The organism is Frankia sp. AgB32, from assembly GCF_023243045.1.
Taxonomy (GTDB): Bacteria; Actinomycetota; Actinomycetes; order Frankiales; family Frankiaceae; genus Frankia.
The window spans coordinates 40,670-56,163 of record NZ_JALKFX010000028.1 but is presented as its reverse complement, the minus strand read 5'-3'; the positions used below and the strand labels follow the sequence as shown (position 1 = coordinate 56,163).

Here is a 15,494-nt window from a genome sequence, read left to right as displayed (position 1 = left end):
CACCGGGGGTGGGCGTGTCGCGTGTCCGGTGGGCGGTGAGGCACCGGCGGCCACCCCCGGCGGGCGTCGACGACCATGGCGGGCCCGGCCGGTCGAGGGGCCGGATACGCTGCCAGACATGCCCGCCGCCGTCGACGCCGCAACCGAGACGCCGCTCGCGCGGACCCGGCGGGCCCGGCGAATCGTTCGGCTGCTGGGCGAGATCCACCCGGACGCCCGCATCGCATTGCACTTCGACAACGCCCTCGAGCTGCTGGTCGCCACCGTGCTCTCCGCCCAGTGCACCGACAAGAAGGTCAACGAGGTCACTCCAGGAGTCTTCGGCCGCTACCGGACGGCCGCCGACTACGCGGGCGCCGACCGGGCGGAGCTGGAGGAGACCCTGCGCCCCACCGGCTTCTTCCGGGCGAAGGCGAACTCCCTGATCGGGATCGGCACGGCGCTCACCGAACGCTTCGGCGGCGAGGTGCCCCGCTCCCTCGCCGAGCTGGTCACGCTGCCCGGCGTCGGCCGCAAGACGGCCAACGTCGTGCTCGGACACGCGTTCGACACCCCCGGGATCACCGTCGACACCCACGTCGGGCGACTGTCCCGCCGCTTCGGGCTGACCGAGCAGACCGACCCGGTCCGGGTCGAGGCGGACCTGGCCGCGCTGATCGAGCGCCGGGACTGGACCGTCGCGTCCGATCGGATGATCTTTCACGGTCGGCGATACTGCCACGCGCGCCGGCCGGCCTGCGGCGCCTGCGCGCTGGCCCGGCTGTGCCCCTCGTTCGGGCTGGGGCCCACCGAGGCGGAGCCGGCCGCCAGGCTGGTGCGGGGAACACAGGGCGACATCGAAGCGCTGCAGTGACGGACATGTCCACACCAACCTCGCCGTCCGCGCAGCCGCCCCCCGAGCCGTCCACCGATGCCACGGCCGCGCCGCCCTGGCTGCGTACCGTCGCCTCGCGGGCGGGTGCGGAGCTGACCCGCACCCTGCCCGTGCCCGGCCCGGAGGCCGACGGCGCCCGACCCGCCGCCGTGCTGGTCCTGTTCGGTGACGGCCCGGCTGGTCCCGACGTCCTGCTGCTCGAACGGTCCGCGGCGCTGCGCAGCCATGCCAGCCAGCCGGCGTTCCCCGGCGGACGGGTGGACAGCACGGACGCCAACCGCGTCGACACCGCGCTGCGGGAGGCCACCGAGGAGGTCGGCCTCGACCCGGCGGGAGTCGAGGTACTCGCCACCACTCCGCCGTTCTACCTGCGGGCCAGCCATCACCTCGTCACTGCGGTCCTCGCGTGGTGGCACAGCCCGCGCGCGGTGGGGCCGGTCGACCTGGCGGAGACGTCCTCCGTCGCGCGGGTGCCGCTGGCCGAGCTCGCCGATCCGGCGAACCGGATCGCCGTGCGCCACTCGGCCGACCTGCTCACTCCGGCGTTCCGGGTGCACGGCATGCTCGTCTGGGGGTTCACCGCCGGGATCCTCGACGGGCTGCTGCGGCTCGGCGGCTGGGAACAGCCATGGACCCCGGCCGTGATCGTCGACTACCCCTTCCAGCGCCAGCCGAGCTCCGCGCCCACGACAGCCTCACCGGGCGCCGGTGGAGCGCGGCCGACCGGCCCGGCGAGCGCGCCCTGAGCCGGCCGAACCACCCTCCAGACCCGAGAGGCCACTACCGATGACCTGTACCGCGGACCGCGCGGTGGCGGCCGGCCAGCCGCGCCGCGACGATCGGCCCGAGCGCTCCGGCGCGGCCCCGAGCCGCGGCGGCCCCGGTCGACGAGCTGGGCTCGCGCTGCTGACGGTGGTGCTCGCCGTCCTGTTGGGAGCCGCCGGCTGCGGCGGGAAGGGCGGTTCGAGCCCGTCCGCCGGGCCGACCCTGGCAGCGACCGACGGCGCGGACGGCGTCCAGGTGTTCGCGGTGACCGGCCTGCCCAGTATGAAGTTCTCGGCCTCCGAGCTGGTGGCGAAGCCGGGCCGGATCCGGGTCGACTTCTCGGTCGCGGCGGGCTCCGCGCCGCACAACTTCGTCGTCCCCACCATCCCGGGCGCCAACACGAAGATCGTTTCCGCCGGGGATAAGCAGAGCGTCACGTTCACGGTGACCAAGCCAGGGGACTACCAGGTGGTCTGTACGCTGCATCCCAATATGACGGCCACCTTGAAGATCACCTGAGTCGGGCGGGGACGGCGCTGTGCCGAATCTGCTCGACGTCGTCCTGCTGGCGGTCGCTGTCCTCTTCGCGATCTCCGGGTACCGACACGGCTTTCTGGTCGGCGCGCTGTCGTTCGTCGGCTTCCTGGGCGGCGGCGTCCTCGGCGCGAAGATCGCGAAGCCGTTCACCGATCTGATCAACCAGCAGGACCACGGCGCGATCATCGGCCTGCTCGTCGTGCTCGGGCTCGCCATGGCCGGCCAGATCCTCGGGACGGCCCTGGCGGTCGCGATGCGCGACCGACTGACCTGGCAGCCCGGCCGGACCGTCGACGCCCTCGCCGGCGGGGTGCTCTCCGCGCTGTCCGTGCTGCTCGTCGCCTGGCTGCTGGCGACCGCCGTGCAGCGCTCCCCGTACACCTCGCTCGCCCGGTCGGTGGCGAGTTCCCGCGTCCTCGCGGCCGTGGACGCCGGCATGCCGAACCAGGTCCGCGACGCCTTCGCCGACCTGCGGCAACTCGCCAACGGCCAGGAGTTCCCCGAGGTCTTCGCCGGCATCCACAGCCAGCGGATCGTCTCCGCCAGCCCGCCGGACCCGGCGACGACCACCGCCACCGGCGTGCGGGACGCCGCCGCGAGCATCGTCAAGATCCGCGGAGTCGCCCCATCCTGCGGTCAGCGGGTCGAGGGCTCGGGGTTCGTCATCGCCCCGCAGCGCGTCATGACCAACGCGCACGTCGTCGCCGGCGTGCGCCGACCCACCGTCGTCCTGTCGACCGGGACCCTTTCCGCCGAGGTCGTCCTGTTCGACCCGGACCGCGACATCGCCGTGCTGCGCGTGCCGGACCTGCAGCGCCCGCCGCTGCGGTTCCGGTCGTCTCCCGCGGCCGCCGAGGAGGATCCGGCGGTGATCGCCGGATACCCGCAGGACGGGCCCTACACCACCGTCGCGGCGCGCGTCCGCGACCACCAGCGGGCCCGGGCGGCGAACATCTACGAACGCGGCACCGTCGTCCGCGACATCTACTCGGTGCGCGGCCAGGTCCTGCCGGGCAACTCCGGCGGCCCGCTGCTCGCCCCGGACGGGACGGTGCTCGGTGTGGTGTTCGCCGCGGCGATCGGCGACTCCGACACCGGCTACGTGCTCAGCGCCGCGGAGGTCGCCTCCTCGGCGACCGTCGGACATACCGCCATGGCGGCGGTGAGCACCCAGGGCTGCGACTGACCCGCGCCGGTGTCGCTCAGGATTCCAGCCAGGCCGCCAGCTCGGCGTTGATGACGTCCGGGATCTCCTCGTGCGGGAAATGCCCGACGCCGTCGTGCAGCCGCCAGGAGTAGGCAGCGCTGACATAACGGCCCGAGCCCTGCGCCGTGGACGGCAGGAAACACCGGTCGGCCGCGCCGTGGATCTGGAGTGTGTCCACCCGCAGCGAGCGCCGCAGCACGTTCGCGAAACGCGCGCCGTCCGGCCGGAACAGCGACCGGAAGATCCACCGGTGGTATTCCAGCGAGCTGTGCGCGACCCCCGGGATGCGCATCGCCGCGCGGTAGCGCCGCTCCTCCTGCTCGCCCGGGTAGCCGGCCCCGCCCCAGCCCCGCAGCAGCGTCCCGACCTGGGTGGCGTCCCCGGTGACCAGCCCTCGCTCCGGCCGCCACGGCACCTGGAAGCCGAGCATGTACCGACTTGCCGCGCCCTGGCCGCGGGGGTCCACGGCGATCTGGTGGCGGAGCCGGAGCGGGTGCGGCATGGCGAGGACCGCCAGCCGGCGTACGACCACCGGATGGCGGACCGCCGTGGTCCAGCCGAGCAGCCCGCCCCAGTCGTGCCCCACGATGACCGCGTCCCGCTCGCCGAGTGCCCGGATCAGGCCGGCGACATCGTCGGACAGGGTGAACGCGTCGTAGCCCCGCGGCGGCTTGTCGCTCGCCCCGTAGCCACGCAGATCCGGCGCGACGACGCGGTAGCCGGCGGCGGAGAGCGCGGTGAGCTGGTGCCTCCAGGCCCACCAGAACTGCGGGAAGCCGTGCAGCAGGAGGACGAGCGGCCCGCGGCCGAGCTCGGCGATGTGCAGCCGGGTGCCGTTGGCGGACACGTCACGATGCCGCCACGGCCCGTCGATCAGTACGCTGCCGGGCTCGGGAACGGTGTCCTCCATCGCCCTGCCAGGATGGCAGACCCCCTGCCCACCGCCACCGGCGGTGGTGGTGAGCGGCTGGTCCGAGCGTCGGCGGGGCCGCACCCGGACCTGCCTCAGGACCCGGCGGGAGCGCCCGGCGGCGGCGTGGCAACCGAACGGGGCGACGGGCCGGGCCGAGCGGCCTGCGCCGGGGCGCCCGCCGGGGCGGCGGTCGGACTGCGCAGCCAGGCAATGTCGTCACGGACCGTCTGGATGGTCCGTTCGGGCGGTGAGAGCCGGCGGAAACGCAGCACCGCGAAGAGCACCAGCACACCCGCGAGCACCAGGTACAGCAGCGCGGTGAGCCCGTACGCCCAGAACCGCTCGACGCCCGCCCAGGTGAACAGCTCACCCAGGAAGACCGTGATGGCGATCAGCGCCCCCAGGCCAAGGCCCGCCGCGACCCCCAGGAAGCCGATTCCCAGCGTGGCCGACACGGCCTGCCTGGCGAGCTCGGCCTTGGCAAGGTTGATCTCCTGGCGGACGAGCAGTGAGACGTCGCGGGTGGCCAGCGCCACCAGCTCGCCCAGGGAAGGCTCCCGGCCACCCGGCGCCTTCCCGGCAGTAGTCGACGACACGCTTCGTCCTCCCTCTGGCCGCCGCCCGCCGCAGCGGTCGGGCCTCGCGGCCGATTGCCCAGCGCGGGGTGGCACGCGCCGGTGCTCCACCCCGGGTCGGGCCGGCAGGCACCGGCCCGGACCCCGCGGGATCACACCGCCGACGCCGCAGCGGGACCGGCCCGTGCACCGGCCGGTCCAGCACCCCATGTCCTGACCCCAGTCTCCCGCCAACAGGCCTCTCGCAGGGGCGAACGACGCGGCTGACGCGCTGTGACACCCCCGACGGCCCTCCGCGCGAGGGTCCACCGCCGACTGCCGGCGGGCCGCGGCCGGCCGACCGGCAGCCTGGCGGAACGCGGACCGGTAGCGTGCGAACGGTGAGCCAACGACCGTCGGGATCAGTCCTCGCCGCCGACCCGCTTGCCCGCGTCGCCGAGCTTCCCGGCATACGGGAGGCGGCGGACACGGCTCGCGCGGCCGTCGACACCCTGCTGCGGCATCGGATCCTGCGCCGGCAGAGCGCAGAGGTCACCACGGAGGCATCCCTGCGGGCCGCCCGGGCCTGCGCGGCGTTGGAAGGCGAGGACGTCGCGCTGGAGTTCCTGCGCCGCCACCTGACGGACAGCGATGACCAGGCGGCCGGAGAGCTGTCGCCGGTCATGCTGGGAACGGTGCGTCTCTACGGTGAGCTCGGGGTGCTGGCACCCGCCTGGGAGCGGGCGCCCCGGCAGGCGCTGGCGCGCATGCACGTCCTGCTGGGCCGCGGCGTGCTGCCCGACGACGTGCTTGGCCGGCCCCGGGCCGACGCCGGCTTCGGCGAAGCCACGGATCCGCTGCGGCTGGGTCCACCGCCCACCTCGGTGGAGACCTCGATCCGGCTGGATGGCCTGACCGGGCTACTCGTCGCCCCCACCATCGCCCCCGCGATCGTCGTGGCCGCCGTCGTGCACGGCGAGCTGCTCGCGCTGCGGCCGTTCGGCGCCCTGGACGGTGTGATCGCCCGCGCGGCCTCCCGGCTGGTGCTCATCAGCCGAGGTCTTGACCCCAAGGCGCTCACCGCCACCGATGTCGGCCATCTCGAGGCCGGCCAGGACCAGCCAGCCGGCAGCGGGCCCGCGGACGGGACGGCCGCCGCGGGTGCCGAGCCAAGCCCGGCGGATGCCGTGCTGCCCTACCGCGAGGCCGCCGACGCCTACGTGCACGGCGGTGCGGAGGGCGTTGCCGCCTGGGTGCGGCACTGCGCCCGGGCCATGGAACTGGCCGCGCGGGAGTCGCTGGCGGTCTGCGAGGCCCTCGGGCGCGCCTGAGTTGGCCCGGCCTGGCGCCCAACCTCGGAAGGGTGGGGATATGTGGCCTATCGTCCGTTTTGATCAGGTCGGGGCTGGGTAGCTTCTCCTACTGCCGGGGCCAGCGGGCCGCGTCCGCGAGGCGGCCTCACCCCCTTCGAGACCGCCTCGCCGACCGCCCACGGACCGGCCGGCGCTTCACCCGGCCCGCTCGACGCGATCAGCCTCGAATCCTCCATTGGACCACGATCAGGCCCTGTGGATGGCGCTCATCCACAGGGCCCCCGTCGGCGCATGGTGGGCCTCGTCTCCCAACCGACCGGGAATCGAGGCCGCCATGTCCCCCGCCCCGCCCCTGCTGACCGCCGCAGAAGCCCGCGGCCCCGCCGACCGGCCCCTTCTCGTGACCGGTGCCCCGGACCTCCTCGACGACCTGCTTCGCCTCGCCGACGCGGCCGGCGTGGACGCCACGGTCGCTGCCGATCCGGCCGCGGTACGCCGTTCCTGGGCGCACGCACCGCTGGTCGTCGTCGGCATGGACCGTGCGCAGGCCTGCATCGCCGCCGGCCTTCCGCCCCGGCCGCGCGTGGTGCTCGTCGGCACCCGGGTCGAGGACCGCAGCGTCTGGTCGGCCGGCACCCGGCTCGGCGCCGATCACGTGGTCTTCCTTCCCGCGGCCGAATCCTGGCTGGTGCGGATACTGGCCGAGTTCGGCGGACCGACCCGGCGCGCGGCAACGACGATCGGCGTGGTCGCCGGCCGGCGCGGCAGCGGCGCGTCGACGCTGTCCGCCGCGCTCGCTCTCGCGGGTCAGCGCCACGGGCTGGACACCATGCTCGTCGATGCCGATCCACGTGGCGGCGGGCTCGGAACGGCGTTCGCGCGGTTGATGCCGACGGTCGAAGGCGCCCCCCGGCCCGCCGCCCGCCCGCCCTCGCCCGGGACCGCGTCCGGTCGGTACGGCGAGCTGTCGGTGGTCTACTGGGATCAGCAGTGCGGCCCCGAACTCCCCACCGCGGCCATGGAGACCCTGCTGGCCACGGCGAGAGCCACAGCGGACCTGGTGGTCGTCGATCTTCCCTGGCAGCCGGACCCCGCCGCCGCGCTCGCCCTCGAGACCTGCCGCACCACGCTGGTCGTGCTGCGGGCCGATCCCCCGTCGATCCCGACGGCCCGCCGGGTCTGCTCCGCCGTGCGGCGCCGGTGCGGCGACGTCCGTGCCGTCGTGCGGACGGTCGCCGCCGTGGAACTCGCTCCGGCGAAGGTCGGCGAACTGCTGGGCACCCCCCTCGCCGGCGTGATCACGGACGGCGGCGAACCGGCCGGGTCGGTCCCGGTGCAGGGCGACCGCTCGTCGCAGGCGCAACAACCGCCGACGACCCCCGTCCCGCCCCTCGGCGACCGGCTGTTGGCCCGGCTGGGAATCCTCGACGGTCCCGTCGAGTCCGGCGAGTGGTCGTGAGCGGGCGCCGCGGCGGCGCGCCGCCCGCGGAACCGGCCGCCTCGACGGACGTCGGGCCCGCCGAGGGTGCCTCGGCCGGTCCACTTGATCCGTTCCTCGCTGACCCGCACGTCACCGATGTGCTGGTCAACGGGCCCGACGAGGTCTGGGTGGAACGGCGGGGCAAGCTGCTGCGCACCTCGGTCGCCTTCGCCGACGAGGAATCGGTCCGCCGCCTCGCCGTCCGGCTGGCCGCAGCCGCCGGGCGACGTCTGGACGCGGCCATGCCGTTCGCCGACGTCATGCTGCGGGACGGAACGCGGATGCACGCCGTTCTCGCGCCCACGGCCGTGCGGGGCACATGCCTGTCCCTGCGCCGACCCAGCAGGCGGCCGTTCACCTTCGACGAGCTGGTGTTGGCCGGAACGATCAGCCCGTTGGTCGCGGCGGTGCTGCACGCGGTTCTCACCGCACGCCTCGCGGCGGTCGTCACCGGCGGAACCGGAACCGGTAAGAGCACCCTGCTCGCTGCCCTGCTCGGCGCGGTGCGGCCAACCGAGCGCATCGTCCTCGTGGAGGACACCGCGGAACTCGTCGTGACCCGGCCCGGCCTGGTCCGGCTCGAGGCCAGACCGCCCAACATCGAGGGCGCGGGTGAGGTCACCCAGCGCGACCTGGTCCGCCAGGCGCTGCGGATGCGTCCGGACCGGTTGGTGGTCGGCGAGGTGCGCGGTCCCGAGGTGCTCGACCTCCTCGTCGCTCTCAACACCGGCCACGAGGGTGGCCTGAGCACGGTGCACGCCAACGACACCCGTTCGGTGCCCACCCGGCTGGAAGCACTCGCCGCCCTCGCCGGGCTGTCCCGTGCGGCGCTGCACAGCCATGTCGCGGCGGCCCTGCAGGCCGCCGTTCACCTGACCCGGGACCCCGACGGGCGCCGTCGCGTCCACGCGATCGGCGTCTTCCACCGAGCGTCGGACGGGCTGGTGCGGGTCGTGCCCGCGCTCATCACGCCGCCCGTGGCCGCCGGCCGCCACGGCCCGCGGCGGTACGACCCGGTGGCCGCGCCGGGCCTGCCACTGCTGCGCCGCCTGCTGAACGCCCGCGGTGTCGCGCTGCCCGCGTCCGCGCTCGCGGGACGATCGGCGTGAACGCCAGCTCGCCCGGGTCGGCCGGCGCCGGGTCTCACCGCGGGTCCGGCTGGCGCCGGCCCCGCCGCGGAGCGGGCCGCTCGGGAGTCCTCGCGCCGCTCGGCCACCTTCTGATCATCGGCGCGGCGGTGTTGCTCGCCGGGCCCGTCGTCGCGGGAGTCGTGGCCGTCGCCGGCGGCTGCCTCACTCGTGCCTCGCGGCGTGGCAGGCAGCGGCGGCGGCAGGTCGCGGTGCGGGCGCACGCCGAGGACTTTCTCGCGGCCTTCGCGGCCGAGCTCGACGCCGGCGTGCCACCCGGGCCGGCGCTGCGGGTTGCGGCGGGCAGCCTCGGCGATCTCGACACCACGGTTGACTCCGCGTCCGCCTGGATCCCGCTCGACCGGCTGGACGTCGAGCTGACCGGCACGGACGACCCTGGCGCCGTGCTGCACCGGATGGAGGCACCCGCGGTGCGGCAGCTGGGCATCGCCTACCAGGTCTGCACCCGGGCCGGCGCCCGGCTCTCACCCGTCGCCGCGATGCTGGCCACCCTGGCCCGGGCGGACGCCGTGCGGGCAGGCGAGCTGTCCGCGGCGCTGGCCGGTCCGCGGGCCTCCGGGCGGCTGGTCGCCGCCCTGCCGCTGGCCGGCCTCGCGTTGGGATCACTCGCCGGGGCCGCCCCGCTGCACGCGTTGGTGGCCACCCCCGGCGGCATCGCCTGCCTCGTCGTCGGCGGACTCGCCGACCTCGCCGGCCTACGTTGGCTGCGGGCGTTCGCGGACGGAGTGGAACGGCGGGCCGCTCCGGTTGCCCTCGACGCAGCCGGGTCACGCCCGCGGCCCAGCCCGGCCGCCGAACGGTCGCAGCTGATCGCCGATCTGCCTCTCGCGTTGGATCTGATCGCCGTCTGCCTACGCGGCGGCTCGACCGTCGGCGCAGGACTCTCCGCCGTCGGCACCGCCACCGGCGGCGTGCTGGGCCGGGAGCTGCGCGGCGCCGCCAGCGCCCTCGCGGCGAGCGCCGACGTCGCCGCCGCCTGCGCGCCGCTGATCGCCGCCGTCTCCACCCGGAGGTCCGATCCGCTGGCCCGGCTGCTGCGACGGCCTCACCCGTCCACCTCTCGCTGGCCGGCGGTAGCAGGCGCGGCGGTCGCGGCCTTCGAGCGGGCACAGACCTCCGGTGCGAAACCGGCAGCCGCGCTGACCCGCCTCGCCGAACGCGCCCGGGACGACGCGCACGCCGAGATCATCGCGGCGGCGCGGCGGGCGGGTGTGCTCGCCGTCGCGCCGCTCGGCCTGTGCTTCCTGCCCGCCTTTCTGCTGCTCGGAGTCGTGCCCGTCGTGCTCGGCTCCCTTCCCGGCCTGCTGCCCGCCTGAGCGAGCCCCGTCCGCCGGGCTCCCGATGGCCTCCCGCGCCCTCGCGCGCGTCCCGCTCCCAACCCGGAGGTGCCACCGTGATGCTGCCGTTCGACCTTCCGTCCTTCGGCGCCCTCCCGCGCCGCCCGCGGATCCGATCCGCGCTGCGCCGGGCCCTGTCCGCGCGGCGGTCCGGCACTCGACCCGACCACGGCATGTCCACCGCCGAGTACGCGGTGGGCACGCTGGCCGCAGTCGCCTTCGCTGGCGTCCTCTACGCGGTGGTGTCGAGCGCCGCGACCCACTCGCTGATCTCCTCGGTCGTGCAGCGTGCACTGTCCGTGTCGTTCTAGGCAGCTATGCGGCACCCGACGCCGGCCGGACCGTGACCAGGCGGACCGTGGCCAGGCGGACCGTGGCCAGGCGACCGCTGAACTCGCGGTCGGACTGCCGTCGCTGTTCGCGGCCTTCTTCGTGGCGGCCTGGCTGCTCGGCGCCGTGTCCGGTCAGGCCCGCTGCGCGGACGCGGCGCGAGTCGGTGCCCGGCTGGCGGCCCGCGGCGAATCGGATTCGACGGTGACGCGCGCAGTGGCCCGAGCCGCGCCGCCGCGTGCCGACATTCGGCTCCGACGCCATGAAGGTCTGGTCGATGTCGAGGTGTCGACCCGGCTCGGCCGGCCCGGTCTCGACAGGTTCGTCCCCGACCTGGTCGTGTCCGCGCGTGCCGTCGTTCCGGACGAGGCCGCCGTCGTCGAGAGCCCCCCGACCGACGCCGCCACATCCGCCGCCACCGCCACCGAAGCCCCCGCCGAACCACCCAGCTGCCCCGCCGCGCCCTGCGGCGGCCCCGGACCGTCGTGACCACGGCTGCGCGCGCGGGCGGGAGCGTCCCGCCCGGCGCTGCGGCAGAGCACCGCGACGGCGGCTCGGCGACCGTGTGGCTGCTCGCGATGATGTTCGCCCTGCTGTCCCTGGCCGGCGTCGCGTTCACCGTCACGGTGATCGGCGGCGTTCGGCAGCGGGCCGCCGGCGCCGCTGACCTGGCCGCACTGTCCGCGGCCGGCACGCCACCCGCGGACGAGGGCTCGGTGTGTGCGGTGGCCGCTCGGGTCAGCGCTGCCAACGGCGGGCGGCTGGTCAGCTGTCACATCGTCGCCGACGCGGTCGAGGTGGCCGTTCGGGTCCGGCTGCCGGCGGTGATCGGCGTGCGAGCCGAGGTGATCGGCCACGCCCGCGCCGGGCCGTGGGGCCGCGCGGGCGGCGCCTACCAGCCGGAACCCGTTCAGGCGGTTGGTCAGGACCGCACGTCGGCGGATCGGGCGGCCGTGCGGTCGTCGGCCTCGTCGTCGCCGCGGCGCCGCAGATCGGCCACCCTGGCGACGATCCGGTCGCCGCGGCGCGGGTGGGAGACCGGCTGCGGCGAGGGCGCGGAGACCGCCGGCTTGGAGTCGGATCGCGCCGGGGTGGGAACTCGTACGGCGGACCGACCGTCGGAGGCGTCCCCGGAGCGGGTGTCGTGAGGCTCCGCGTTCTGGATTCCGGTGTCGCGGGCCTTCGCGATGTTCACGCCGGACCGCTCGCTCTGGTCGCGCGCGCCGGTGGCTCGGCGATCCGCTGCCGCCGCGGTGACGGGCCGCTTGTCGGCGGACGCGGCCGTGGTGGCGAGCGGTTCCGTGGCCGCCGTCGGCGTGGGAGCTCCAGCCGGCTTCGACGTGCTGGGAACGGCCGTGGCGGACGCCCCTGCCGGCGTGCCCGCCCGAGCCGCGGCGCGGCGCGGGGCGGGGTTCGCAGGCGCGGCGATCGGGGCCGTCGCGGTGCGAGCCGTGGGGGCGGTGGCGTTCGGGGCGGTGGCGTTCGGGGCGGCGCTCGCAGCCGCGGACGCCGCCACCGCGGGGGTCGGTGCGGGGGCCGGGCGGCTCACCGCGGCCAGCTCCCGCTCCCGCTGCCGCTGGATCTTCCGCCGCTGGTGGTCCCGCGCCACGCCGTATCCGAGCAGATGAACGCCAGCGACCGCGAGTACCCCCGCAGCCAGGCCCAGCAGGAACAGGCCCCAGATATCGAAGGAAAGGGACTGCCCCATGATCATTACATCTGTGTGGCCACTGTTCTCGAGGACGAGGTCAGCGCCAAGAACGCCGACCACCAGCAACACCACGACACCGACGGTTACCACCGGGACCTCCAGAACCATCCATGGGTGCGGGACCGGCCACGAAAAGCCGCTGGGCTCGGCCTACCCTCATGAGGAGGCGGCGGAACCGCACGGGCGCAGGTTGATCCGCGTCCGCAAGGTGACCCGCGCTTCAGTCGAGCGCGGCGGTCACCGCAGCGAGCAACCGCCACGCCGCTGCCTTGTCGAGTGGCTCGTTGCCATTGCCGCACTTGGGCGACTGGACGCACGACGGGCAGCCAGCCGGACATTCACAGGCGCGTACCGCGTCCCGGGTCGCGGCCAGCCAGCCACCGACCCGCAGGAAGCCCCGCTCGGCGAAACCCGCGCCGCCGGCGTGACCGTCGTAGACGAACACGCTCGTCCGGCCCGTGTCCGGATGCAGCGCGGTCGACACCCCGCCGATATCCCAGCGATCGCAGGTCGCGAACAGGGGAAGCAGGCCGATCGCCGCGTGCTCCGCGGCGTGTACCGCACCGGGGACGTCGGCGGCCTCGATGCCGGCGTCGGCGAGCAGCACGTCGGTGACCGTGTACCAGACGGCGCGGGTCCGCAGCTGGCGCGGCGGCAGGTCCAGCGGCTCCTGGCCGAGCACCTCGCCCGTGGCGAGCAGCCGACGCTGGTACCCGACCACCTGGTTGGTGACCTCGACGACCCCCAGGTGCACCGCCACGTCCTGCAGGATCCGCTCCCGGGTCGACTCGACGATGCGGATGTCGGTGTGCTCCCGCGCGATCGTCGTCCACTCGGGCGACTCCTCGCGCACGAATGCCACCGAATCGAGCAGGTCGAGGTCGTCGACCACGAAGCTCGAGCCCTGATGCAGGTAGACGGCGCCGGGATGCACCGCGGAGTGGGCGGCGGCCGCGTCCACCGTGCCCAGCAGTCGCCCGGTGGCCGACTCGACGATGCGGACCGGCGGGCCGCCGGTTCCCCGGATGTCGACGTCCGGCCGGGACCGCTGGGTCCAGAACCAGCCGGTGGCGCGCCGCCGTAGCCGACCGCGGCGGACCAGGTCGTCGACAACCCGCGCGGTCGTCGGGCCGAACAGCTCGAGGTCGCCCTCGGCGAGGGGGAGCTCGGCGGCGGCGCATTCCAGCTGGGGGGCCAGGACGTAGGGATTCTCCGGGTCGAAGACGCTGGCCTCCACCGGGCGGCCGAACACCGCCTCAGGATGGTGGACGAGGTAGGTGTCGAGCGGGTCGTCCCGGGCGACCAGGACCGCCAGGGACCGCTGCCCGTCTCGACCGGCACGGCCCGCCTGCTGCCACAGCGACGCGAGGGTGCCCGGGAAGCCCGCGGTGATCGTCGCGTCGAGGCCGCTGATGTCCACCCCGAGCTCCAGAGCCGAGGTGGCCGCGACGCCGAGCAGGTCGCCGGCCCGCAGCCGTCGTTCCAGCTCACGGCGCTCCTCTGGCAGGTAGCCGGCCCGGTAGGCGGCGACCCGATCCGCGACGTCCGCCGCTACCCGGCCGAGTTCACGGCGCGCGGTCACCGCGATCACCTCGGCGGACCGACGGGACCGCACGAACACCAGCGTGCGGACGCCATCGGCGACAAGATCGGCCAGCAGGTCCGCCGACTCGGCGGTGACCGAGCGGCGCACCGGCGCGCCGTTCTCGCCCTCGCCGTGCTGCTCGCCTGGGTCCTCGCCGCCACCTCGGGACGGCTGACCCGTCCACAGCAGCGGAGGTTCGTAGAGCACGAAGTCCATCGGCCCGCGCGGCGCACCGTCGCCGTCGACCACCTCGACGTCGACCCCCGTGAGACGGCCGGCGGACAGCCCGGGGTCGGCGACCGTCGCGGAGGCGAGCAGAAAGATCGGGTTCGCGCCGTACTTCGCGCAGATCCGCCGCAGCCGGCGGATCACCGCGGCCACGTGCGCGCCGAACACCCCCCGATAGCCATGGCACTCGTCGATGACGACGAAGCGAAGGCCGCGCAGGAACTGGGCCCACCGCCGGTGCTGCGGCAGGATCCCGCGATGGAGCATGTCGGGGTTGGTGAACACGAGGCCGGCGTGCGCCCGGACCCAGTCCCGTTCGGCGGCCGGGGTGTCACCGTCGTACGTCGCGGATCGCACGGCGAGGCGCAGTGCTCGCACGGACCGGAGCTGGTCGTGCGCGAGCGCCTTCGTCGGCGCGAGGTAGAGAGCGCGCGACGTCGGCTCGGCCAGCAGGCGGGACAGCACGGGCATCAGGTAGCCCAGCGACTTGCCGGAGGCGGTGCCGGTCGCCAGCACCACGCTTCGGCCGGCGTGAGCCGCCTGCGCGGCCGCGACCTGATGGCTCCACGGCTCGTCGATACCCGCTGCCGCCCACCGTGTCCGCAGCACCGGATCGACCCACTCCGGCCAGGGGGCATGCCGTCCCGGCCGGGCCGGGACCTGCTCCACGTGCGTCACGCAGCGGGCGCGCCGCACATCGCGGAGCAGCCCGGCGAGGACCGTGTCCGCGCCGTCGATATTGGCCGGCGAACCCACGACCGTCGAGGATATCCGTGACCAGGATGTGATCATGATGCGCCGTCCGTCGCGGGGGCCGGGCACCGCAGGGAGGCGGGTATCTCCGGGCGGCAGGTCAGGCGGACGCGCGGGCCCGCGCCGGTCGCCGACGGTCGGACGATGGCCGACGACTGTCGACCATCCGACCAACAACCCGGACCACAACCGCGGGGCGGGACCGCCGACCGACCCCCGGGGAGACAAGATCGGGGATAGATTCCACCAGACATCGTTCTGCCGCGCCGCCGCGATTCGGATCCAGCGATCTGTGTCGCGGGCCACCGGATTGATCCCTCTCATGGGAGGGTAATGGCGCCGTGATGTCGGTCGCCCGATGCCCGGGCCGGCCAGAGGTATACAAGGAGGATCCGTGGACCTGTCGCTCACGACTCGCCAGGAAGACAACCACACGGTCGTCGTGGTGGGCGGCGAGATCGACGTGTACACCGCGCCGAAGCTCCGCGAGCAGTTGATCGACCTCGTCTCGGCCGGGTCCTACCACCTCGTGGTCGACATGGAGGGCGTCGAGTTCCTCGACTCGACCGGCCTCGGCGTGCTCGTCGGTGGCCTCAAGCGGGTTCGCGCGCACGAGGGCTCCCTGCGTCTGGTCTGCACCCAGGAGCGCATCCTCAAGATTTTCCGCATCACCGGCCTCACGAAGGTCTTCCCGATCCACTCCTCGGTGGAGGATGCACTCGCCGCCCACGAGTGATCAGCCGGACATCACGCCTTCGG

At 74.6% G+C, this 15,494-nt stretch carries 17 protein-coding genes; 14 read left to right on the top strand and 3 right to left on the bottom strand.

The window, feature by feature from the left end:
• The first annotated feature begins 118 nt into the window (after positions 1-118).
• Genes nth through MXD60_RS11255 form a run of 4 tightly spaced genes read left to right on the top strand, consistent with a single transcriptional unit; the run spans position 119 to position 3,362 of the window.
• Positions 119-853 carry an endonuclease III gene (nth, locus tag MXD60_RS11270; protein ID WP_248818970.1) on the top strand — a complete coding sequence of 245 codons (735 nt, stop codon included), beginning with the start codon at positions 119-121 and terminating at the stop codon, positions 851-853.
• A gap of 5 nt (positions 854-858) precedes the next feature.
• The gene (locus MXD60_RS11265; protein ID WP_248818969.1) at positions 859-1,620 is read left to right on the top strand and encodes an NUDIX hydrolase; all 762 of its coding nucleotides are present in this window, start codon (positions 859-861) and stop codon (positions 1,618-1,620) included.
• Between the two features lie 40 nt (positions 1,621-1,660).
• Positions 1,661-2,158, top strand: a complete 498-nt coding sequence (locus tag MXD60_RS11260) for a cupredoxin domain-containing protein (protein WP_248818968.1) — start codon at positions 1,661-1,663, stop codon at positions 2,156-2,158.
• Between the two features lie 19 nt (positions 2,159-2,177).
• Positions 2,178-3,362, top strand: coding sequence for a MarP family serine protease (locus MXD60_RS11255; RefSeq protein ID WP_248818967.1), 1,185 nt, complete (start codon positions 2,178-2,180; stop codon positions 3,360-3,362).
• A gap of 16 nt (positions 3,363-3,378) precedes the next feature.
• On the opposite strand, the gene MXD60_RS11250 is transcribed toward MXD60_RS11255, so the two are convergent.
• Positions 3,379-4,293 (bottom strand): alpha/beta fold hydrolase, encoded by a 915-nt coding sequence (locus MXD60_RS11250; RefSeq protein ID WP_248818986.1) that lies wholly within the window; start codon positions 4,291-4,293, stop codon positions 3,379-3,381.
• Positions 4,294-4,388: 95 nt separating this feature from the next.
• On the bottom strand, positions 4,389-4,892 hold the full coding sequence (locus MXD60_RS11245) for a phage holin family protein (protein ID WP_248818966.1): 504 nt from the start codon (positions 4,890-4,892) through the stop codon (positions 4,389-4,391).
• A 359-nt stretch (positions 4,893-5,251) separates the two neighbouring features.
• Here MXD60_RS11245 and MXD60_RS11240 point away from each other — a divergent pair, with 359 nt between their 5' ends.
• The 9 genes from MXD60_RS11240 to MXD60_RS11200 all read left to right on the top strand — a co-directional run bounded on the left by MXD60_RS11240 (position 5,252) and on the right by MXD60_RS11200 (position 12,331).
• On the top strand, positions 5,252-6,181 hold the full coding sequence (locus tag MXD60_RS11240) for a hypothetical protein (RefSeq protein WP_248818965.1): 930 nt from the start codon (positions 5,252-5,254) through the stop codon (positions 6,179-6,181).
• A 316-nt stretch (positions 6,182-6,497) separates the two neighbouring features.
• Positions 6,498-7,622 carry a septum site-determining protein Ssd gene (ssd, locus tag MXD60_RS11235; RefSeq protein WP_248818964.1) on the top strand — a complete coding sequence of 375 codons (1,125 nt, stop codon included), beginning with the start codon at positions 6,498-6,500 and terminating at the stop codon, positions 7,620-7,622.
• Positions 7,619-8,752 carry a TadA family conjugal transfer-associated ATPase gene (locus MXD60_RS11230; RefSeq protein ID WP_518467745.1) on the top strand — a complete coding sequence of 378 codons (1,134 nt, stop codon included), beginning with the start codon at positions 7,619-7,621 and terminating at the stop codon, positions 8,750-8,752. Before ssd ends, MXD60_RS11230 begins: the two co-directional genes overlap by 4 nt.
• Entirely contained in the window at positions 8,749-10,107 is a 1,359-nt protein-coding gene (locus MXD60_RS11225; protein ID WP_248818962.1) for a type II secretion system F family protein, read from the top strand. Before MXD60_RS11230 ends, MXD60_RS11225 begins: the two co-directional genes overlap by 4 nt.
• 80 nt (positions 10,108-10,187) lie before the next feature.
• Positions 10,188-10,439, top strand: a complete 252-nt coding sequence (locus MXD60_RS11220; protein ID WP_248818961.1) for a DUF4244 domain-containing protein — start codon at positions 10,188-10,190, stop codon at positions 10,437-10,439.
• On the top strand, positions 10,417-10,947 hold the full coding sequence (locus MXD60_RS11215; RefSeq protein WP_308222436.1) for a TadE family type IV pilus minor pilin: 531 nt from the start codon (positions 10,417-10,419) through the stop codon (positions 10,945-10,947). Before MXD60_RS11220 ends, MXD60_RS11215 begins: the two co-directional genes overlap by 23 nt.
• Positions 10,944-11,606 carry an Rv3654c family TadE-like protein gene (locus MXD60_RS11210; protein ID WP_248818959.1) on the top strand — a complete coding sequence of 221 codons (663 nt, stop codon included), beginning with the start codon at positions 10,944-10,946 and terminating at the stop codon, positions 11,604-11,606. Before MXD60_RS11215 ends, MXD60_RS11210 begins: the two co-directional genes overlap by 4 nt.
• 138 nt (positions 11,607-11,744) lie before the next feature.
• Positions 11,745-12,086 (top strand): hypothetical protein, encoded by a 342-nt coding sequence (locus tag MXD60_RS11205; protein ID WP_248818958.1) that lies wholly within the window; start codon positions 11,745-11,747, stop codon positions 12,084-12,086.
• A complete protein-coding gene (locus tag MXD60_RS11200; protein ID WP_248818957.1) occupies positions 12,083-12,331 on the top strand; it encodes a hypothetical protein in 249 nt (82 codons plus the stop codon). The genes MXD60_RS11205 and MXD60_RS11200 overlap by 4 nt, the downstream gene beginning before the upstream one ends.
• A gap of 58 nt (positions 12,332-12,389) precedes the next feature.
• On the opposite strand, the gene sftH is transcribed toward MXD60_RS11200, so the two are convergent.
• Entirely contained in the window at positions 12,390-14,774 is a 2,385-nt protein-coding gene (gene sftH / locus MXD60_RS11195) for a DNA 3'-5' helicase SftH (RefSeq protein ID WP_248818956.1), read from the bottom strand.
• Between the two features lie 355 nt (positions 14,775-15,129).
• Here sftH and MXD60_RS11190 point away from each other — a divergent pair, with 355 nt between their 5' ends.
• Positions 15,130-15,471 carry an STAS domain-containing protein gene (locus MXD60_RS11190; protein ID WP_248818955.1) on the top strand — a complete coding sequence of 114 codons (342 nt, stop codon included), beginning with the start codon at positions 15,130-15,132 and terminating at the stop codon, positions 15,469-15,471.
• The last annotated feature ends 23 nt before the right edge of the window (positions 15,472-15,494 follow it).